The organism is Calidithermus timidus DSM 17022, from assembly GCF_000373205.1.
GTDB lineage: Bacteria > Deinococcota > Deinococci > Deinococcales > Thermaceae > Calidithermus > Calidithermus timidus.
Window position 1 is genome coordinate 203,950 of the sequence record NZ_KB890697.1, and the last position, 19,317, is coordinate 223,266.

The window sequence follows — 19,317 nt, forward strand, 5'->3', positions numbered from 1 at the left end:
TTTCTCCCTAACCCAAAGCGCCGGCGACGGCACGCCCCGCCGCCCGCAAGCGCTCCCTCAACCGCACCACCTGCCCGATGACCCACACGGCGGGGGATTGCACCTCGACCCCTCCCGCGGCCACCTCCCCCAGCGTGGCCATCACCACCCGCTCCTGGGGGGTGGAACCCTTCTCGATGAAGGCGATGGGCTCTGCGGGGGAGCGCCCGGCCCCGATCAACCCCTGGGCGATCTGGGCCCGCGCCTTGACCCCCATCAGGATCACCAGGGTATCGATGCGGGCGTAAGGGGCAAGCTCGGGCAACACCCCCCCTTGCGCATGCCCCGAGAGCACCGCCAAGCCCCCCGCCACCCCGCGCATCGTGAGGGGGATGCCGGCCAGCCCGGGCACCGCCAGGGTCGAACTCAGCCCGGGAACCAGCTCCACTGCGATGCCCTCTTCAGCCAGCAAGGCCCACTCCTCCCCCCCGCGACCGTAGACCAGGGGGTCGCCCCCTTTGAGCCGCACCACCTTGCGCCCAGCCCGGGCGTGGAAGAGCAGTTGCCGGAAGATGTCTTCCTGCACTCGCTCCTGCTCCCCCTGCTCCTTGCCCACGTAGACCCTCTGTGCCAGCGGGTTGATCAACCCCAAGACCTCCGGGCCCACCAGGCGGTCGTAGAGCACCACCTCGGCTTCTCCCAACACCCGCACCGCCTTGAGCGTGAGCAGCTCGGGGTCGCCAGGACCCGCCCCCACCAGATAGACCTTGCCCTTCACGGCGTCACCTCCGGTGCGGATACCGACGCTGGTACTGCTGCATTCCCCTCCCGCGGATGTGGGTTGGGGTTGTGGCGCAAGGCTTCCAGCAACACCGCGCGAGCGGCCTGGACTTCCCCCCGCGCCGCCAACTCCAGCGCGGGGCTGTCGATCATGCGGTACCAGGCGGCCTTGCGGGCCTCGAAGTCATCGGGGAAGGTCTCGGCGACGATGGCGCGGAACGGGCGCAAAAGCCGCAGGTATTCGGCGTACTCGGGGCCGTACTCCCGGGCCAGCCGCTGCTTGATGCGCACCCCCAAGGCGGGGGCCACCCCGCTGGTGGAGACCGCGATCACCAGCTCGCCCTGGCGGTGCACCGCGGGCAGGATGAAATCGCAGTGCGCGGGGTCATCGACCGCGTTGAGCCAGATGCCGCGCTCGCGGGCCTCTCGGGCCACTTCGGCGTTGAGCGATTGGTCCGCGGGGTGCGAGATCACCAGGCAGAAGCCTCCGAGGTCGCCCCGCTGATACCCCCGCCGCAGCCAGCTCAGTCGGCCCTCTTGGACCAGGGGCTCGAGGCCGGGGTGCTCGCCGGGGGAGAGCAGCGTCACCCGGGCCCCCACCCCCAGCAAGCCCCGCACCTTGGTCTCCGTCTCCCAGCCGCCCCCCACGAACAGCACGGGGCGGTCTCGAAGGTCCAGCATCACGGGGTAATAAGCATGAGGTAGCGTCATGGTTCACCGAGCCAGACTCGGCGCGCTCCGAAGCACCAGATGCGAGCCGATAAACATCAACCACAGCAAAAGCCCCAGCCGGAAGGGGCGCTGGGCGATTCGTTGGGCCAACCAAACCCCAGCCAGCGATCCCAGCAAGCCACCCGCGGCGATTTTGAGCAGCAGAGCGAAGTCGGCCTGGCCCAAGGCCGCGTGAAGCCCGCCGCCGATGGCCGAGAGGATCAGGCCGAAGCAGATGTCGGTTCCCACCACTTCCTTAGGAGCCAAGCGGGTCGCGCTCATGAGCAGCAGGGTTCCCAAAGCGCCCGCACCCGCCGAGGAAAAGCCCACCTCGAGACCGATAAACGCCGCAATCAGGACGATCCAGGCGGGATGGAGACTGCGCGGGCGGATCTTCTTGAAGGTAAGCGCTAGGTTGATCAGGGCCACGGCGATGATGGTCAGGCCGATGACCAGCAAAACAGTATCCTTGTGACTTTTGAGCGAACCCAACAGGAGGCTCCCCGCCGCCACCGCAGGCACCCCCCCGGCCAGCAGCCAAGTCAGCGCCCGCAGGTTGACCTGCTTGCGGGCAAAGTAAACCAGACCGGCGGGGATCTTGGCGAAGACTGAGAACAGCAGCGCCGTGCCCACCGCAACTTCAGCAGGTATGCCCAGAAAGAGGATCAAGACAGGAGCAGTAATGGTTCCGCCCCCCACCCCCGAGAGGCCGATGCTCAGGGCGATCACGAAACCCACGAGGACCTCGAGCACCCTAGGCCCCCCTCAGCGCTTCATCCCGGTAGGCCGCACGCAGCACCTCGGCCACCTCGGGGCGGGTGAACTCCGGCGGTAGCGCAGCCCCCGAGCGCAAGAGCTCGCGCACGCGGGTTCCCGAGAGGGTGAGGTGGTGCGCGCTGTCGTGCGGGCAGGTACGTGCGGAGACGATGGAACCGCAGGTACGGCAGTAGAAGGTGTGCTCGAACTTGAGGATCGTAATGCCGATTTCCCCCGGAGCGAAGGCCTCGAAGATCTCCTGCGCGTCGTAGGTGCCGTAGTAGCTGCCCACCCCGGCGTGGTCGCGCCCGACGATGAAGTGGGTACAGCCGTAGTTCTTACGGCTGATGGCGTGCAAAATGGCCTCGCGCGGCCCGGCATAGCGCATGGCCGCCGGGTAGACCCCCAGCAGTACCCGCTCCTTGGGGTAGTAGCGCTCGAGCAGCACCCGGTAGGCCTCCATCCGCACCCTGGCGGGCACGTCGTCTTGCTTGGTGGCCCCCACCAAAGGGTTGAGGAATAGGCCGTCAAGGTGCTCGAGGGCCACCTTATGCAAGTACTCGTGGGCGCGGTGGATGGGGTTGCGGGTCTGGAAGGCTACCACCGTCTTCCAGCCCTTCTCGTGGAAGATCTGGCGGGTCTCGAGGGGGGTGTAGTGGTGTTGGGGGAATTCCCCCCGGTCCAAGCGGAACAGGCTCACCCGCCCGGCCAGGTTGACCTCACCCTGACGCAAAAGAGCAGCCACGCCAGGGTGGGCCGGGTCGGTGGTGCGGTAGACCTCGAGGGCCTCTTTTTGCCGGTCCGGGGTGTACTGCTCAAAGACCTCGAGCAGGCCGAGGGTCTGGCCGTTTCGGGTGAGCCGCACCTTTCCCCGATAGCTGCGGGCCTGGTCTTTGGGCACGCTCAGGGTGATCGGAATGCTCCAGGGTAGGCCGTTCGCTAAGCGCATTCGCTCGACTACGCTCTGGTAGTCGGCCTCACCCAAGAATCCCTCCAGCGGGGAGTAGACGCCGGTGGCGATGAGCTCGAGGTCGGCGTAGCTGCGCTCAGCGAGCTCGAGCGCGGGGAGATGGGCGTATTCACGAGGATCGACTGGCAACAGGCGGTTCACCAGGGTTCCACCGTGCGGGGCGATGCGCCCTTGGCTCATGGCCGAACCTCCGGTTGGCTTTTGTAGACAAAATTTATCAACTTTTTCATCGCAAAAGACACTCCTCGGCGTGCGGCGCTAAAGCGCCTTCTCCCCCACCCACAGCCCGCACTCGGTCTTGCCTTTGCCGTCCCAGCGGCCCGAGCGCGCATCCTCACCGGGACGCACCGCTCGCGTGCAGGGCCAGCAGCCGATGCTCAGGAAACCCGAGGCGTACAGGGGGTTGACCGGCAGGTCGTGCTCGCGGGCGTAGGCCTCCAGCCTATCGCGCGTCCAGTAAGCCAGCGGGTTGATGCGCAGACGCTCCCCTCGCTCGAGGAAGCCGAGAGAGGCCCGGGTCGAAGCCTGGTCGCGGCTTCTGGCGTTGAGCAAGGCACTGGGGTTCTTCTGGGCCAGGTAGTCGCGCAGGGGGGCCACCTTGCGTACGGCGCAGCAGCCGTCGGGGTCGCTGCGGTAGCGCTCTTCCCCCCAGGGCTCCTCAGCTAGGCCGGCACTCAAGGTGACGAAGCGCATCTGGGGATAGCGGGCCTCGAGGCGATCGCGGGTTTGCAAGGTCTCGGGAAAGTGGTAGCCGGTGTCCACGAACACCACCTCGCCGGTGTACCCCGCTTTAGCGGCCAGGTCGATGAGCACGACGCCGTTGAGGTTGAAGGCGCTGGTCATGAGCAGATCGGGGTAATTCTCCAGCGCCCACCCGATGACGGCCAAAGGGTCGGTTTGCGCGTTCCAGACATCGGGGGTTAGAAGCTGCGCAGAGGCCCGCCCCTGGGCGTTCGACGTCGTTTTCACGTCCTCACCCGCACTTCGACACCCAAGCGCTCGAGCGCGCTCAACAGGCGGTCGAGGCTCTCCTGGAGGCTTAGTTGATCGGTCCGCAGGTGCAGATCGGGGTTCAGGGGGGGCTCATAGGGGTCGGAAACCCCGGTGAAATTGGCGATCTCTCCCCTGAGCGCCTTGGCATAAAGCCCCTTCACGTCGCGCTCGATCAGCACCTCCAGCGGCGCGTCTACGAAGACCTCGAGCTTCTTGGGAGCCTGCGAGAGCACTTCCTCGCGGGTAAGCCGGTAGGGGCTGATCGCGCTCACCAGCACGATCACGCCGTGCTTGGCCAGCAGATTGGCCACGAAGCCGATGCGCCTTATGTTGGTGTCGCGGTCCTCACGGCTATAGCCCAGCCCCTTCGACAGGTGCTCGCGCACCACGTCACCGTCGAGGTGCTCGACCTTCTGGCCCGCTTCGTAGAGGTGAACCTCGAGGGCTTTGGCCAGCGTGGTCTTGCCCGCGCCGGAAAGCCCGGTAAACCAGACCACCACCCCGCTCATGCCTCGGCCCAACCCGTGTAGCTTTCCAGCAGCACCCGCCAAGCATCGCGGGCCGCCGCGTCTGCCGCCAACGCCACCACCGCCAGCACCCAGGCCGCAAAGCCAGGGTGGCGTAGCGTCACTTCCTGATCAGAGCCGATGCGGGCGAGAAGCCGGGCGGGGCTGAACTCGACCTCCACCGGCTGCACCACGCCCTCGAGGTAGGCCCACCCCGAGGCTGAGTCCCCTGAAAGCTCCAGCGACGCGCTCGAGCTGCGCTCGGCCCCTACCAGGCGAAGCTGGAGGCTGCTCCCCTCGTGCTGGGCATGCAGGGCAAGGACTCGCCCGCTGCTGGACAGCGAGCCCAGAAGCTGGCCCTGGTGAGCCTCGAGGTATACACCCTCGCCGAAAATCGCCCCACCCAGCCGCCCGGTGAGCCGCTTGCCATCCCAGGCAAGCTGCACGCGGTAGCTCATGCCAGGACGCCGCACCTCGCCGTGGATGCGTTGCGCGGCTGAAAGAGCCTCGGGAAGTGAGGGGTGCTTCTTGAAGTTATGGGCGGGTTCTTGGTCCAAAAAGCTCATGCTGTGCTCCCATAGCAGACGATTCCAATTGCCAACGGCCAGCGACGAGGCCAGGACAACAGCGCCTGGAACACGAAAGCACGCGCATGATCTGAGGCTTAGGCATAGTTTCGAGCACAAGAAACCCCCTTATCTTTCCCGGATGATGTCCGGGCCGGAATTGGCACCTACGCAGAGACGCTTCAGGTTGCTGGCTGAAAGCCCCTACGGGTTGCCGCAGCTTCGCAGGGCCGTTCCCTCCGCTGCTCTGGATAAGACCTGAGGGTGTTGCCACACCCATCCCGGCTTTGCGCCGGGATGGAAGGTAGGTTAGCATAGGTGACAAAACTTGTAAACAATTGCCGAGGCCGAACACCTCAACCCTGGCCAAAAGACGAATCATACCAGATTCGGTCAGTTCGTTCCCGAATGGGAACGAACTGACCCGACCGAAGGGAGTGCTCTAGGATTCAAAAAGATAGCCTCTGAAGGTCTTTGGTTTGGGTGATTATCTTTTTGAATCCGGTATCACGAGCCACAAGCGTTCCTCAAGGCAAAGGACCGGGGTGCTCGCCCGGTCCTTTGCCTGCCGCAGGGCCTAGAAGTTCAAACGGCTGAGGTTGGCGCGGATGGTCTCGTTCTCGCCGCTACGCAAGCTGACCTCGGTGACGAAGACCCGGTAGCCGGGGGACAGCAGCACGACCTGGTGGCGACCGGGGCTCACGTCGAAGCGAACGGTGCCGCCGGGGCCCACGGTGCCAAGCTCCGCCCCGTCTACGAAGACCCTGGCCTCGACGTTGGCGGAAATGGTGAGCTGGGCACGCAGGGGGACGAGCTGGGCGTTGATGCGGGTTTCCTGGCCCCGCTCAACGCGCACCGTGGTGCGGTAGTCGGTGTAGCCGCTCAGGCTGATCCGCACGTCGTAGGTGCCCTCGTTGATCTGCACCGAGTAAGGGGTGCGGCCCACCCGCTGGTTGTCGATGTACACGTCGGCGCCGCTGGGGCTGGAGCTCACGCTGAGCACGCCGGTGCGCCGGGAGGGGTTGAGGCCGGCGTTGATGGTGGTGGTCTGGCCAGGGGCGATCACCACCGAGGTGCGGAAGGTGTCGTAGCCATCGAGCCGAACTTCAATATCCGCCCGCCCAGGGTTGATGCCGATGCTCAAGGGCGTATTGCCCACGAAGCGGCCATCGACGTAGACCTGGGCTCCTTGCGGGCTGGAATTGACTACCAGGGTGCCGGTGCTGGGGCGGGTGCGCTCGAGGGTGGCGTTGATGTTGACGGTCTGCCCGGGGTTGACGTTGACCGAGGTGCGGTAGGTTTCGTACCCAGCCAGCCGCAATTCGACGTCCTGACGACCCGGCGTCACGCGGACGGTGACGGGGGTACTGCCCACGAAGCGCCCGTTGAGGTAGAGCTGGGCTCCCTGGGGAGTGGAGTTGACCACCAGGGTGCCGCTGATGGGCTGGGGCTGAGCACGGCCCACGGTGAAGAAGGCTACGTCGGTGGTCCAGTCCTGTTCGGGCACCGGGGTAACCACGATGGCGATGGCCCGGCCCAGGGCATCGGCTCCGCGCACCAAGGGGCGCAGGCTCGAGTCGATGATGCTGCCGATGTTGAGCGGGCGCTTGGAGGCCACCGCCAGCACCCGGTGCTGGCCTTCAGGGCCGTCGATGGTGAACTGGTAGCGGGCGCCCACCGGAGGATAGCGGCGGGTCTCTCCGGCCCGCAGGAAGTTGTCGCGGTCGTAAGGGTTGGGCAGGATGGGCGAGATCTCCCCGTTGGGGTAAACCCCGAACAAGTAGACGTAAGCGTCCTGGTTGACCGAGACGTTGATCACGATCTTCTCGCCGATTTGGTAGGTGGGGTTGCCGCGTCCGGTGGGGTCGCGGTCCACACCAACCTGTACCTGCAAGTCGGTAGGCACGGGGTTGACGACGATGTTCTGAGGGCTGAGCTGGGGCTCGGCGTGGGCTACGAGGCCCAGTCCCAGCATTAACAGCGCTATAGCACGCTTCATTGACTCACCTCCGAACCTAGCCTAGAGCAGCTTTCTTCAACTTCATGAGAGCGCCGTCAGCCGAAGTTTAGGTCACGGCACCACATTCATCCCGTACTCACCGCACTCTTCAGTTATCTCATAGTTTTCCCAATTTCATCCCATCTGGCCGGACTGCTGGGGTAGGGTAAGGTAAAAGCATGGCTGTCCTCGAGCTCTGCGCCGACGACCAATACCTGGTGGTCAGCGGCGACACGCCGCTGCTGGAAGTCTGGGACTCCCTGCCGCAGGGGCTCTATCCCCCCTTTCCCCCGGTGGAGTTGCCCGGCGGAGTGGGCGGATTGCTCGCACGCGGGGGCTTCGGGCAGAACTTCTTCTTCGCCGCCGAGGTACTGGGACTGGAGTTTCGCACCCCCAAAGGCCGGGTACTGCAGGCCGGGGGCAAGGTGGTCAAGAACGTGCAGGGCTACGACCTGGTGCGCCCTTTCGTGGGGAGTTTTGGCGCGCTGGGCGAGGTGCTGCGGGCGACGCTGCGGCTGCGCCCGGGAAGGGAGCGGGTGTTCGTACGCAAGACAGGCAGGCTCGAGGGGCTGCGCCTCGAGCCCCGCTTTGTATGGCAGGAGGGCGAAACGCTTTACGCCTTCACCTTTGGGCACCCCAAAGAGGTAGCCGCCTTCGAGCAAGCTTTCGGTGGGGAAAGGCTCGGCGGCAGCCTGGACTACCGCCCGCTATTTCCCAGCGGCATGGGCGTGGGAGAAGGGTCCGTGCGCGACCTGCGCATGAACTGGGCCGATGGGGGCAAGCTCCCGACGATGCCCCAAGCCTTCAAGGACCTAGCCGAGGTGCTGTAGAAAGGCTCATGAGATGAAGCCCCAGTTCAAGGTGCCCCCTATCCTGGAGCCCCACCGTCGCGAGGTACAGGCCGGCAGCCTCAGGCTTTTCCTCTACGATGCCGCCCCGCAGAAGCCCTCCCCCCTGCTTCTGCTGCACGGGCTGGGCGACGAGGCCGACTCCTGGCAGCGCCTGATCCCCCTGCTCGCCCCCCACCGCCGGGTGATCGCCCCCGACCTGCCGGGCTTTGGCCGCAGCGACCATCCCCACCGGGCCTACACCCTGCGCTTCTTCACCCAGACCCTTCGGGGACTGCTCGAGGCCCTCTTTCCCCAAGGCAACTCCGGCGTCACGCTGGTGGGCAGTTCGCTGGGGGCGGCCATCGCCCTGCGCTTCGCCCTCGAGCACCCCGAGCGCGTAGAACGGCTCTTCCTGCTGGACGGCCCCGCCCTCAGGGGTCGGCTCAACCCGCGCCTGCTGCTGTTCTTGCTGCCTGTACTGGGCGAGCGGCTCTACAACAGCTTTCGTCGCGACCAAGATTTGGCCTATGCTAGCCTGCGGCCCTACTACCACGACCTCGAGGCCCTCCCCTCCGAATTGCAGACCTTCCTGCGCGAGCGGGTTTGGGAGCGGGTCTGGAGCGACGAGCAGCGGCGGGCCTACTTCTCCACCTACCGCTGGCTGATGTGGCAGGCCTTGTGGGGCCTGTTCAAGCCCCAGGAGTTGCGCAAGCTGAAGATCCCGACCACCATCGTCTGGGGCGAGCAGGACCACATCGCCCCCGCCGATTCCGCCGGGGCGCTGGCCGAAGCGATCCCCGGCAGCCGCCTGCTGATGCTGAGGAACTGCGGCCACCTGCCCCAGCAAGAAAAACCCGAGGAGCTATCCCGGTTGCTCCTCGAGGGTTAGTTCAGGATTGCAAATCGGAGCGGCAGCGCTCACAGACCCCCTCGTACTCGACCTGGACGCCGGAGATATCCAGGTGAGGGTACTGCGTGCGAGCCTGGGCCAACAAGTCGGGCAGGTGCACGTGCAGGTCGTAGTATTCACCGCAGCGGCTGCAGATCATGTGCAAGTGACCGTCGAGGTTGGCCTCGTAGCGGGTGGCCTCGCCGCTGCGGGTCAGGGGGAGCAGGTAACCCTCTTCGACCAAGGCCTCGAGGGTACGGTACACCGTGCCCAGGCTGATGCTGGGCACCAGCTTGCGCACTTCCTGGTAGACCCAAGCGGCGTCGGGGTGGTGTCCCTTCGCACCGCGCACCACCTCGAGCACTGCTTTACGCTGCCGGGTCAGACGTTTCATCACCATGGCTCTATAAAGTATAGCGGCCCGCCGGGACAAATGTCAGTAATCCCGACTTACTTGCGGTAGATTGCCCCACCAGACACGTATTACGATCCTAACCGCTAATCTCGACTCCCGCCAGCAATTCCCTGCCCCCCTGCTCCAGCAGATCCAAAGCCAACTCGTCGCCCAGCTCCACGGCTTCGGAGGCGTCACCCTCGATCTCGGCGCGGATGATTTCGCGGCCATCGGGGGAAACCACCACACCCTCCAGGCGCAGCAAGCCATCGTCCTCCACGGTAGCCAACGCACCCGCCGGAGCAGCAAGCCCCATCCCCAGGGCCTTGACAAAGGCCCGTTCGGCATAGACCCGGTCCGCCGAAGGGCGGTGGTTGAGGCTGTAGGCCAATTCCTCGGCCCAATCGTCCCCCCGGCGCACCTCGAGCCCCAGCGCCCCCTGTCCCGCCGGGGGCAGGATGACCTCGGGGCTGAGCATCTGGTCGATACGGTTGTGCAAATCCATGCGCAGCAGCTCGGCAGCCCCCATCACAATCGCATCGTAGTCGCCGCTGCCCAGCGCCGCCAGGCGGTCGTCGAGGTCGCCGCTCAGAGCCTTGACCTGCAAGTCGGAGCGGAAAGCCAGCAGCTGAGCCTTGCGGCAGAGGGTGCTGGCCCCCACCACGGCCCCCTTAGGAAGGTCCTCCAGGCGCTTGGCGCTGCGGCCCAGAAAGGCCTCGCGCGGCTCCATGCGGCGGGTTACCGCTACCAGGTGCAAATCCCCGGGGGTTTCGGCGGGAAGGTACTTCATGGAGTGCAGGGCGATATCGATCTGGCGGTTTTGCAACGCCTGGCGCAACTCGGCTGCCGTGGCATCCTGACCAACCTTAGCCTGCACAGTTCTGACCTTGAACTCCGCCTCAGGCCAGTTCTCCTTCAGCAACTCCACCACGTAGCGGGTCTGGGCTTGCGCGAGCAGACTCCCCCGCGTGCCGATGACGATAACGCGCATACAGGGCTTTATATTAGCGGATTGCCAGAGGAAGGAGGCAGGTCATATCCCCCCGACCAGGCAAAGCGGCTTCTGTAGGGCTCGGGTAGGGCTTCGGGCAGCACCTTGAAATCCCCCTCCGCCACCTCGGCCAGCCCCCTGCCCACCAGGGTGCGCAGGGTCTGGCTCACATACTGCTGCACCCGGCGCAGCGGCAGGGCTTGCGCGCCGAGTTCAGGCCGGTGCATGTCCAGGAATGCACGGTGAAAGGCGGGCAGTTCGTCGAGGGGAATGGCGGCCTCGAGTTCAGACCACAGCAGCATACCCCCATGCTGTGCCCCCTGAAGGCATAAGTCAAACCCACCGGCAGCTATCTCTGCTTCCCCACCACGAACACCAGCTCATCTCCCTTGCGCACAATGAAAAGCAGCGCCGCTTTGCCGCTATCGTCGCGGAAGTCGTAGCGGGTGCGGGTCTCACCCCCGATCTGCTGGGTCTGCGGCCAGCCCTCCTGCAAGTAACCCGCCGAAGCGAAGCTGGTCATGATCTGCATCACGAAGGCGTCGTGCAGGCGGCTGGCGATGCCCCTGGCGGCGTAGACCTCGAGGTCGAAGCGAGCCGCATCGGGAATCCGCGCGACGATGGCCTCGCTTCCCTTTCCCGCCTTGAAAGAGCCGCTGGGGAAACGCACCCCCGAAACCAGGCTGCTCTGAAGGGCCGCCACGGTGGTCACCTCCACCAGGGTCTGGGCCAGGGCCGAGCCAAGCAGCAGCAACAAAGCGATGCGCCACTTCATGCCTTCAGCTTACCCGCAAGGGGAGGGACTCGAGGTTCAGATGCCCTTTATCTGGCTCAGCCCATCGGGGCTACCTCGCCTCGAGGCCGCGCGGGCAGCCCCAGCTTTGCCCAGCGCTCGTCCACCCGGCGCACCACCTCGGGGCTCATGACGATCTTGGGCGGCCAGCGACGCGTGAAGCCTTCCTCGGCTAGCTTGCGGGTGCCGTCGAGCACCAGCACCGGGCCTTCGGCGCCCGGCAGCACCCAGGCGTCGCGCTCGGGGTCGATGTTGTTGAGGATGGCCCACAGCAGCTCGTCGGGGTCTAAGGCGGTGTCGTCGTCGGTGAGGAGCAGCAGGCGAATCCCAGCGCTCTGAGGGGTCGCCAGCAGTTGCTCGGCCAGGGCGCGGGCCTGGCCTGGGGCGGTCTTGGCGAAGGTGGCGGCCCAAATACCGGGCCACTGCTTTTGCCGCACGCCGGGCAAGGTGGGAAGGGTGGGGTGGACCCTGGGGGTGAAGGGCAGCTCTCCCCCCTCCTCCGGCAGCTTGCGGGTGCCGTCGAGGATGAGCTTGCCGCCGTAGCCCATGGAGCGGCTCGAGTGGTCGAGCACATCGATGGGACCACGCGAGATGAGCGTATCGCGGCCCGGAACGGCGTGCTTGAGGGCCTCCATGAGCGCTTCGAAGCCGGGTTTGAGCCTGGTTCCGGCATCGAGCACCACCATCACCTTAGCGAACATCATCTGGCCCAGGCCAAACATGCCGTTGGCGACTTTATAAGCCTGGCCGGGGTAAGCCTTTTTGATCGCCACGTTGACCCAGTTGTGGGCCACGCCCGGGGGAGGCATGTGGTAGTCGGCGACCTCGGGCAAGATGAGCTGGGCGGCGGGCAAGAACAAGCGCTCGGAGGCTTCGATCAGGTAGGCGTCCTCCATCGGGGGGCGGCCCACGATGGTCGCGGGGTAGACCGCGCCCTTGCGGTGGGTGAGGGCGGTGACGTGGAAGCGGGGGTAGAGGTCTTCGAGGGTGTAGAAGCCGGTGTGATCGCCGAAGGGCCCCTCCACCACCAGTTCCTCGGCGGGATCGACGTAGCCCTCGAGCACGAACTCGGCCTCGGCGGGCACGGGGAGGTCCACGGTCACGCCCTTCGCCAGCTCGACCCCCGCCCCGCGCAGGAAGCCGGCCAGGTTGAACTCATTGACGCCGGGGATGGGGGGCACCGGGGCGGTGGCCGCGTAGGTCAGGATGGGGTCGCCACCCAGCGCCACGGCGACCTCGAGGCGCTTGCCCAGCTTCTTGGCCTTGTCGTAGTGACGCCGGCCCACCTTGTGCAACTGCCAGTGCATGGCGGTGCTCCTGCGATCGAGCACCTGCATGCGGTACATGCCCAGGTTGAGCTCGCCCGTCTCGGGGTCTTTGGTGATCACCAGCGGCAGCGTGATGAAGGGGCCGCCGTCGAGGGGCCAGCACTTGAGCACCGGCAGGCGCGAGAGGTCTACCGCCTCGCCCCTGAGCACCACCTCCTGCACGGGGGCACGAAGGACCCGCCGCGGGAAAAAGCCCCTGAGCTCGCCCAGCTTGGGCAGCAGGCCGAACACGACCCTGAGGCCCCCCTTGCCGGGATCCAGCTCCATCAGCTTGGCGACCCGCTCGCCCAGGGCGTCCAGGCTGGACACGCCCATGGCCCGCGCGGTGCGCTCAGCGGTGCCGTATCCCCCGATGAACACGGGGAAGTCGCGGCCTTCCACCCTCTCAAACAGGAGGGCTGGGCCACCCCTCTTGACCATGCGGTCGGCGATCTCGGTGATCTCGAGCTCGCAGGAAACCTCCTCACGCACCCGCAAGAGCTCGCCGCGGCGCTCGAGGTCGTCGATGAAGGCTTTGAGGTTGCGATACATCTGCCCCAGGTTATCGCCTGGAGGCAGGGACGAATGTGGGGAGGCGGGTCTTCAGGGCTCGATGGGCAGGTGCTCGAGGCGGAACTTCCGGGGCGTGCCGTAGATGAGCACCGCCTCAAAGCGCAGCGGCAGGTCGTCGCGGCGCAGCAGGTAGAGCGCCGAGCGGCGGATGCGCCCCAGCTTGCCCGGAGTGATGGCCTCCAGCGGGGCGCCGAATTGCTGGTCGCGGCGCTGCTTGACCTCGACGGCCACGTAGGTTTCACCGTCTTTCATCCATAGGTCGATCTCGCCATAGGGCGTACGCCGGTTGCGCTCGAGCAGGGTGTAGCCCTTAGCCAGCAGGTACTCGCGGGCGATGGCTTCGGCCCAGGCGCCCTTCATGGCTGAGGAGGATCGGTGAACTCCTGGTAGAGTTGGCCGTTGACGTACCAGCGAATCGTGGCCCGTCCCTGCACCGGCACCCCGCCGGGAGGCTCAAACTTCCAGCCAGGGGCGGTGGGGCCCTCGAAGATCACCACCGGATCGGGCCGTGTGTCGTCCTGGAGGGTGATGCGCACCTCAGAGCCCTCGAGTTCGGGCGGCAGGGTCAGGCTGAGCTGAAGGTTGCGCACGCCAGGTTGCTCCGTCTCGCCGGGCTGGGGCGGCTCGGGCACGTCCTGGGCGAAGGGCGGGCCATCGGGCACCGTGGCTTCGGGCTGACTGCTGACATACACGTTCACGCCGGCCTCCCTGGGAAGCAGCGTCCCTGCCGCGGGCTCCTGTCGCACCACCTGACCCTGGGGCGCTCCGCTGACGACCGAGCGGAAGTTGCCCTTGAGCTCGGCCACGTCCAGCAGGTACTTCGCGTCGTCCTGGTTCAGGCCCACCAGGTTGGGCAGTACCGTTTCGGGGCGGCGGGAGCCGGGGCCGGCGGAGACCAGCAGCCCGACCGGCTTCCCCGCCGCGAGGGCGCTGCCGGCCACAGGGCGGCTGGTCAGCACGGTACCCTCCAGGGCGGGCGCATTTATCCTGACGACGCTGCCCAGAACGTAGCCTGCTTCCTGCAAAGCCCTCTGCGCATCCGCGAGGGAGCGCCCGGAGAGGGTGGGCACGGTGCCGCGCTTGTGCTTGTTGATGGTGAGGGTGAGCTTACGCCCCGGCTTGACCTGGCTGCCGGGCTCGGGGGTCTGCTCGAGCACGGTGTCCTCGGGACGGGTGAGGTCACTGCCCTCGCCGAACTCGAGCCGGAGCCCCCAGCCCCGCACGGTCTCGAGCACCTCGGTAGCGGTCTTGCCGCTGAAGTCGGGGAGGGTGTACTCGGGCGGGTTGAGGTAGCGCTGCACCGCCATGGCCAAGCTGCCCACCCCCAAGAGCAAGAAGAGCAGGCCCGGCAGCCAACCCCAAATTCCCGCCTTGGGCAGCGGAGCACGGGTTTTGGGCTGGGCTGGAGGTTTGAGCGGCTGGGGCTGGCTCGGAACAGAGGGGGTAGCCAGCACGTTGCGGGGCCGCAGGTCCAGCACCACCGGGCGACCTTCCTGCTCGGCGAGTTCGAAGTCGCCGGGACCATAGCCGAAGGGCTCGAGGGCTTCCTGGATGGGCTTGAGCCTGGCCCTGCGCAGGGGATGGCGGGTACCCTCAGGCCAGAAGGCGTAGTAGCGGCCGGGCTTGTTGGAGATCTCCAGCCCCTCGGGAAGGGCCTGATGCTCTTCCAGGCGGCGCAAAGCGTTACGGTAGCCCGCAAAGACGGCCCGGGCTTCAGGGGTGTGCACATCGAACCAGTAAAGCTTCCCCTGCCGCCCCTGGAGGGCAACCTTGAAGGCTTTGATGAAGCCCTCCTCCCAGAGTTCCTCCAGCACCTGATATTTACCGTCCAACACCGGCATCAGCGCGATTATACCCGCTGCGATGAGAAGCAGAGGAAAACCCCCGAGCCCAGCGGGTTCGGAAGTACAGCCTTTACCTGATTGCAGATGCCTTGGCGCTGGGCAATGGGCTTACTTGGAAGGAAGCGTTAATCTTGTTATCATAACGCCCAGAGCATGACCCCCATCAGCCGGGTCGCCCATGCCTACGACCGCACGCGGTATCATCCGCCCGAAGTCTCCGGGCGTATCGCCACGGCCATCACCGCTCCCGTGGAGCGGGTGTTCCGCGAGCCGCACTTCCTCGAGATCGGCGCGGGCACGGGTCGCATCGCGGTGCCCATCATCGCGCGGGGCTACCGCTACACGGCGCTGGACATCAATCCAGCCATGCTCGAGGTGCTCAAGAACAAGGTGGCCGGCGTAGCCCGCAAGGCCCGCCTGGTCGAGGGCGACGCGCGCGAGTTGCCCTTCGAGCGCGAGAGCCTGCACGCGGTGATCGTGGTGCACTTCTGGCACCTGCTCGACGACTGGGAGTTGGCGCTGCGCGAGGCGCTGCGGGTGCTCAAGCCGGGGGGCTTCTTGTTCGAGGGATGGGACCAGGCGGAGGGCGAGAGCGAGGACTGGCGCATCCAGCAGAAGTGGGGCGAGATTCTGGGGCGGCTGGGTTACTCCCTCGAGCGGGGCCGCCACCAGCGGCGCCTGGGGGAAGTCGAGCGCGCGCTCAAGCAGCTCGGCCTCGAGCCCAAAACCAAAGCCGTAGCCGACTGGGTCGAGCCGCGCAGCCCCAGAGCCAGCTTGGAGATCATCAAGGACCGGCTCTACTCCTTCACCCAAAGCGTCCCCGAGGAGATCTTCCGCTCCTCGGTGAGGGAGCTGGAGCGGTGGGTCATGGACACCTACCCCGACCCCGACCTCGAGTACCCCACCCACTGGAAGTTCGTCGTGCGCACCAGCAGAATTGTGTGATGGAACGAGGCTGTAGGCCGGGCACGGCAGTCACCACGTCGCGCACATCACCGGGTTGCGCAAGCGCATGGGCTGGTGAGGGCAAGGTCGGGGCGGCGGGTAGCTTTGCCCCGCCGGGCAAGGCGGTAAACTGACGGCGGTTATGGAACTCAATCTAGTCGGTTTGCGTGCAGCCCCCAAGGAAACCCTCGAGGACCTCCAACAAGCCCTCCGCAGCGCTTCCTTCAACCGCCTGGTGGTGACGCTGGTCACCGACTGGCAGGATCAGCGCAAGCAAGCCCGCTACGCCGTTTTCGCGCGAGGCGGGCTCAAGACCCCGGTGCTCAGCCTCGACGCCTTCGGCCCGGCTTTCGGGAAGCCGGGCGAGGAAGCCCTGGCTGCGCTGGTGCAGTGGCTGCGGGAAAAAGGCGTCACCCACTTCTACGAGGCGGTCCTGCCGCCCTCGGAGTACTCAGCCCTCTTCCTCGAAGACCCTGAAGAGGTCTACAAACGCCTGGTGGCCGCGGCCAACCCCATCGACCCCGCGCTCTACCTCGACCAGGTCAGGTTCAGACGTTAAAGCCGAACATGCGCATCTGGCGCTTGCCGTCCTCGGTCATGCGGGCCGGGGTCCAGGGTGGGCTCCAGACGAAATCCACGTTGACCGTGTGAACCCCAGGGAACTTCATCACCGCGATCTCGGCATCGGCCTTGACGATGTCCTGGGCCGGGCAGCCGATGGCGGTGAGGGTCATGGTGATGTCCACGACCCCATCCTCCTTGACCTCGACGTCGTAGACCAGCCCCAGATCCACGATATTGACCGGGATCTCGGGGTCTTTAACCACCTTCAAAGCCTCGAGCACCTGCTCCTGGGTGGGTAACACCGCTTCGCTCATGCCGCTCAGTATAGCCAGCCCTTTTCGGAGCAATAGAGGGGCTTTTCACCCTCGAAGGGGTGGGGGAAAACCCAGAGGCCAGCTTTTTGAATCCCGGAGCACTCCTTTCGGTGATGAACCAACCGAATCCGGTATTAATGGGCGGGATAGTCGTGCTCGAGGTACTCCAACACCCCACGGGCGATGCCGTAGGCGATGCGGTCGAGGTAGCGCGGGTTGCGGAGGTTGAGCCCCTCGATGGGGTGGGTGACGTAGCCCATCTCCACCAACACCGAGGGCACGGGAGCGTACTTGTTGACGAAGAAGTCGGAGGTGCGCAGCCCCCGGTTGGCCGCGGTGGTGCTGGAGAGCAGGTAGCCCAGCAGCTTCGTCCCCAGGCTACGCGAGAGCTCAACCCGGCGGCTCTGGCCCAAGGAGAGGGGTGAGGCGGGCTGGGGGAGGAGGGGGGGCGGAGCCGGAACAGGCTCGAGGGGCTCGAGAGATCCAGGGTTGGGACCCTCTCCCTGCGTACGGGCTTGCGGCCCGTCCTGAGGGGAATCGCTTGGGGCCCCGGGGGTTGGCTCGAAGACGCCCATGGCCACCTCGGGGGTCACGGGCAAGGGCGTGGTCTCGGCGGGCGCAGGCTCAGGGAATGAGGGGTCGGGGGGTGGGGCAGGTGGAACCGGAGTCAGAGGGGTCTGGGCCGGCGCTGGCTGGGGCAGCACCTCTAGCGGCAGGGCTGCTGGGTATACGGGCTTGCTCGAGGGACCAAAGTAGTAGACCTCCAAGCCGCACCACGCATCCTCCTTGCCCCTGGGCGCAGCGTTGGCGTGGATGGAGACGAAGAGGTCCTTACCCTGAGCCAGGGCCACCCGCCGTGAGAGGTCGGTGCGTTTGTCCGAGGAAAAGGCGCTGTCGTCCTGGCGGGTATAGGTCACCTCGACCCCGGCAGCCTCGAGCAGGCTGCCCACCCGCCGAGCAACCTCGAGGTTGACCTCCTTTTCGATCACCAGGCCTATCGCCCCGGGGTCAGGGCCGCCGTGCCCGGCATCCAGCACCACCGAGAAAAGCCTGCCCGAAGCCTTGACGAAGCTGAACGGAGGCAACTGCGGCAAGGGCGCAGGATCCACGAAAGCCCCCGAGATGTCTAGCACCAGCCGCTCCCTATTCGTCCCCGCAGCTGGGGCGAGTCCGATTTTGCGGAAGCCCCAACTCCTTCCCACCCCCTGCGGCGTGAGCAGGGTGACGAGCGCGTCGTCTTCCCGCTGCTCTAAGATATAGCCGCTCAGCTCGGGCGTACCCACCTGTCTGACCTCGGGCTTGACGCTTTGATGGGGCAGCGTCACCCGCAGCGCCGGCCCCAGGGGCTCGAGGCGGAACGGAGCCCCCGGCGGAATCTCCAGCACCACCCGTGTATAGCCCGCCTGGTCCCCGATACGCGGAGGATTGAGTTCTGCCGCCCAGGTCGGAGGAGTCAGCAAAGCAAAGCAGATCAACGCGGTTCTGAACATGGCTCTCAGGGGCCAGTGTACGCGCCAAGCATCCCCCTTGGGGTGAATTGGGTTTTTTATGTGGCCTTAAGCTGCCTCTCAGCCGCGCCAGTGGGGTGCGCCTCACACCACCCTGCGCCGCCAATTCGACACCAGCAGGCTCGAGGCCAGCGTCAAAGCGGCCAGCAGGCTGACCGCGCCGCTCACCTCGGTGCGGGTGGGCTTCCATCCCACCACCTTGCCCAGCTTGCGGTAAGCCTCATAGAGTGCCTGGGCCGACTCGGCGGCATAGTATTCCCCACCCGTAGCCTGGGCTATAGCACGCAGGGTATGCTCGTCAAAGGCCATCCAGTTGTTGAAGTAAAAATCATCCTCGCTCTGGCGCCTGCCCAGGCCGATGGTGTGGACTACCACCCCCATCTGTTTGGCCTGTTCGGCGACCTCGAGCGGCTCCACCCCCCAGTTGTTGCGCCCGTCCGACAACAGCACCACGGTCGAGGGCCCCAGCGGCTTGCCTGCTTCGTCGAGCGGGAACTGCAGCAGGCTCTCCCGCAGCCCCTCGCCGATCGCCGTCCTACGGGCGAGCTCGAGGTTTTCGATCCGCTCGAGGACCCGCTGGTGATCGGTGGTGAGGGGGACTTCGGTGGTAGCGTACCCCGCGAAACTCACCAACCCCACCTTGGCCCCGGGCGGCAGGGCCTTCACGAAGCTCTGGGCCGCGGCCTTGGCCGCCTCGATGCGGCTGGGCTCGATGTCGGTGGCCCGCATAGAGAGGCTGATGTCGATCGTCAATATGACCCCAGCCAGGTTATCGGGCATCAGAAGGGTGGCCTGGGGACGAGCCAAGGCCACAATACCCAGGGCCAGGGCCACGAGGTACAACCCCGCCCCCAGGTGCCGCTTCCAGGGGGACTGGGGAATGGGGGCAAACTGAGCGGGGTTGGGGAAGAGCACGTAGGCGCTCGAGGCCGCCCTGCCGATCCTGCGGCGATACTCCCACACCAGGACGGGCAAAAGCAATAGCAGCAACAGCAACTGCGGCGCCTGAAAAACCATGATTACCCTCGAGGATACCGCTCGAGTTTGTAGTTTTGGTGAAGGCGCGATGGTGGGCCGGAGCACGCTTCAAGCGTGCTCCGAAAGC

22 protein-coding genes and 1 riboswitch are annotated in these 19,317 nt (G+C 66.0%); of the genes, 4 read left to right on the forward strand and 18 right to left on the reverse strand.

All coding sequences use genetic code 11. The features are described 5' to 3' along the window. Positions 1-7 precede the first annotated feature (7 nt). The 8 genes from cobA to B047_RS0110005 form a co-directional block, all read right to left on the reverse strand. Positions 8-757: a uroporphyrinogen-III C-methyltransferase gene (gene cobA / locus B047_RS0109970; RefSeq protein WP_018466817.1), complete on the reverse strand. Its 750-nt coding sequence runs from the start codon at positions 755-757 to the stop codon at positions 8-10. Beyond that, positions 754-1,440, reverse strand: coding sequence for a precorrin-2 dehydrogenase/sirohydrochlorin ferrochelatase family protein (locus tag B047_RS16650; RefSeq protein WP_018466818.1), 687 nt, complete (start codon positions 1,438-1,440; stop codon positions 754-756). Before B047_RS16650 ends, cobA begins: the two co-directional genes overlap by 4 nt. A gap of 33 nt (positions 1,441-1,473) precedes the next feature. Further along, on the reverse strand, positions 1,474-2,223 hold the full coding sequence (locus B047_RS0109980) for a sulfite exporter TauE/SafE family protein (RefSeq protein ID WP_018466819.1): 750 nt from the start codon (positions 2,221-2,223) through the stop codon (positions 1,474-1,476). Position 2,224: 1 nt separating this feature from the next. After that, a complete protein-coding gene (sat, locus tag B047_RS0109985; RefSeq protein ID WP_018466820.1) occupies positions 2,225-3,376 on the reverse strand; it encodes a sulfate adenylyltransferase in 1,152 nt (383 codons plus the stop codon). A gap of 78 nt (positions 3,377-3,454) precedes the next feature. Then, entirely contained in the window at positions 3,455-4,165 is a 711-nt protein-coding gene (locus tag B047_RS16655) for a phosphoadenylyl-sulfate reductase (protein WP_052606096.1), read from the reverse strand. Continuing rightward, entirely contained in the window at positions 4,162-4,698 is a 537-nt protein-coding gene (cysC, locus tag B047_RS0109995) for an adenylyl-sulfate kinase (RefSeq protein ID WP_018466822.1), read from the reverse strand. The genes B047_RS16655 and cysC overlap by 4 nt, the downstream gene beginning before the upstream one ends. After that, positions 4,695-5,261, reverse strand: coding sequence for a hypothetical protein (locus B047_RS0110000; RefSeq protein ID WP_018466823.1), 567 nt, complete (start codon positions 5,259-5,261; stop codon positions 4,695-4,697). Before B047_RS0110000 ends, cysC begins: the two co-directional genes overlap by 4 nt. A gap of 126 nt (positions 5,262-5,387) precedes the next feature. Beyond that, a riboswitch (SAM riboswitch) is annotated at positions 5,388-5,519 on the reverse strand. A gap of 319 nt (positions 5,520-5,838) precedes the next feature. Then, complete coding sequence (locus B047_RS0110005; RefSeq protein ID WP_040779661.1) at positions 5,839-7,260, reverse strand: PEGA domain-containing protein; 1,422 nt, start codon at positions 7,258-7,260, stop codon at positions 5,839-5,841. A gap of 179 nt (positions 7,261-7,439) precedes the next feature. Here B047_RS0110005 and B047_RS0110010 point away from each other — a divergent pair, with 179 nt between their 5' ends. Together B047_RS0110010 and B047_RS0110015 are read left to right on the forward strand one after the other, a co-directional pair. After that, positions 7,440-8,090: an FAD-binding oxidoreductase gene (locus B047_RS0110010; RefSeq protein WP_018466825.1), complete on the forward strand. Its 651-nt coding sequence runs from the start codon at positions 7,440-7,442 to the stop codon at positions 8,088-8,090. Between the two features lie 13 nt (positions 8,091-8,103). Next, on the forward strand, positions 8,104-8,979 hold the full coding sequence (locus B047_RS0110015; RefSeq protein WP_018466826.1) for an alpha/beta fold hydrolase: 876 nt from the start codon (positions 8,104-8,106) through the stop codon (positions 8,977-8,979). A 1-nt stretch (position 8,980) separates the two neighbouring features. On the opposite strand, the gene perR is transcribed toward B047_RS0110015, so the two are convergent. The 7 genes from perR to B047_RS0110050 all read right to left on the reverse strand — a co-directional run bounded on the left by perR (position 8,981) and on the right by B047_RS0110050 (position 14,878). Further along, complete coding sequence (gene perR, locus B047_RS0110020) at positions 8,981-9,379, reverse strand: manganese-dependent transcriptional regulator PerR (RefSeq protein ID WP_018466827.1); 399 nt, start codon at positions 9,377-9,379, stop codon at positions 8,981-8,983. 91 nt (positions 9,380-9,470) lie between these two features. Next, positions 9,471-10,364: a hydroxymethylbilane synthase gene (gene hemC / locus B047_RS0110025; protein ID WP_018466828.1), complete on the reverse strand. Its 894-nt coding sequence runs from the start codon at positions 10,362-10,364 to the stop codon at positions 9,471-9,473. Positions 10,365-10,372: 8 nt separating this feature from the next. After that, positions 10,373-10,666, reverse strand: coding sequence for a hypothetical protein (locus B047_RS16660; protein ID WP_018466829.1), 294 nt, complete (start codon positions 10,664-10,666; stop codon positions 10,373-10,375). A 47-nt stretch (positions 10,667-10,713) separates the two neighbouring features. Continuing rightward, positions 10,714-11,139: a hypothetical protein gene (locus B047_RS0110035; RefSeq protein WP_018466830.1), complete on the reverse strand. Its 426-nt coding sequence runs from the start codon at positions 11,137-11,139 to the stop codon at positions 10,714-10,716. Between the two features lie 56 nt (positions 11,140-11,195). Beyond that, entirely contained in the window at positions 11,196-13,016 is a 1,821-nt protein-coding gene (locus B047_RS0110040) for a menaquinone biosynthesis decarboxylase (protein ID WP_018466831.1), read from the reverse strand. A 51-nt stretch (positions 13,017-13,067) separates the two neighbouring features. Then, entirely contained in the window at positions 13,068-13,397 is a 330-nt protein-coding gene (locus tag B047_RS0110045; RefSeq protein ID WP_018466832.1) for a YraN family protein, read from the reverse strand. Further along, on the reverse strand, positions 13,394-14,878 hold the full coding sequence (locus tag B047_RS0110050; protein ID WP_018466833.1) for a PASTA domain-containing protein: 1,485 nt from the start codon (positions 14,876-14,878) through the stop codon (positions 13,394-13,396). Before B047_RS0110050 ends, B047_RS0110045 begins: the two co-directional genes overlap by 4 nt. A gap of 156 nt (positions 14,879-15,034) precedes the next feature. Between B047_RS0110050 and B047_RS16665 the strand changes: the two genes are divergently transcribed. After that, the gene (locus B047_RS16665; RefSeq protein WP_018466834.1) at positions 15,035-15,826 is read left to right on the forward strand and encodes a class I SAM-dependent methyltransferase; all 792 of its coding nucleotides are present in this window, start codon (positions 15,035-15,037) and stop codon (positions 15,824-15,826) included. Between the two features lie 142 nt (positions 15,827-15,968). Continuing rightward, complete coding sequence (locus B047_RS0110060) at positions 15,969-16,385, forward strand: DUF3197 domain-containing protein (protein WP_018466835.1); 417 nt, start codon at positions 15,969-15,971, stop codon at positions 16,383-16,385. Here B047_RS0110060 and B047_RS0110065 read toward each other — a convergent pair. From B047_RS0110065 to B047_RS0110075, 3 genes are all read right to left on the reverse strand, one after another. Continuing rightward, on the reverse strand, positions 16,375-16,704 hold the full coding sequence (locus B047_RS0110065; RefSeq protein WP_018466836.1) for a metal-sulfur cluster assembly factor: 330 nt from the start codon (positions 16,702-16,704) through the stop codon (positions 16,375-16,377). The two genes, B047_RS0110060 and B047_RS0110065, sit on opposite strands and share 11 nt — an antisense overlap. 134 nt (positions 16,705-16,838) lie before the next feature. Beyond that, positions 16,839-18,194, reverse strand: coding sequence for an N-acetylmuramoyl-L-alanine amidase family protein (locus B047_RS0110070; RefSeq protein ID WP_040779664.1), 1,356 nt, complete (start codon positions 18,192-18,194; stop codon positions 16,839-16,841). 102 nt (positions 18,195-18,296) lie between these two features. Then, entirely contained in the window at positions 18,297-19,229 is a 933-nt protein-coding gene (locus B047_RS0110075) for a VWA domain-containing protein (protein ID WP_018466838.1), read from the reverse strand. Between the last annotated feature and the right edge of the window lie 88 nt (positions 19,230-19,317).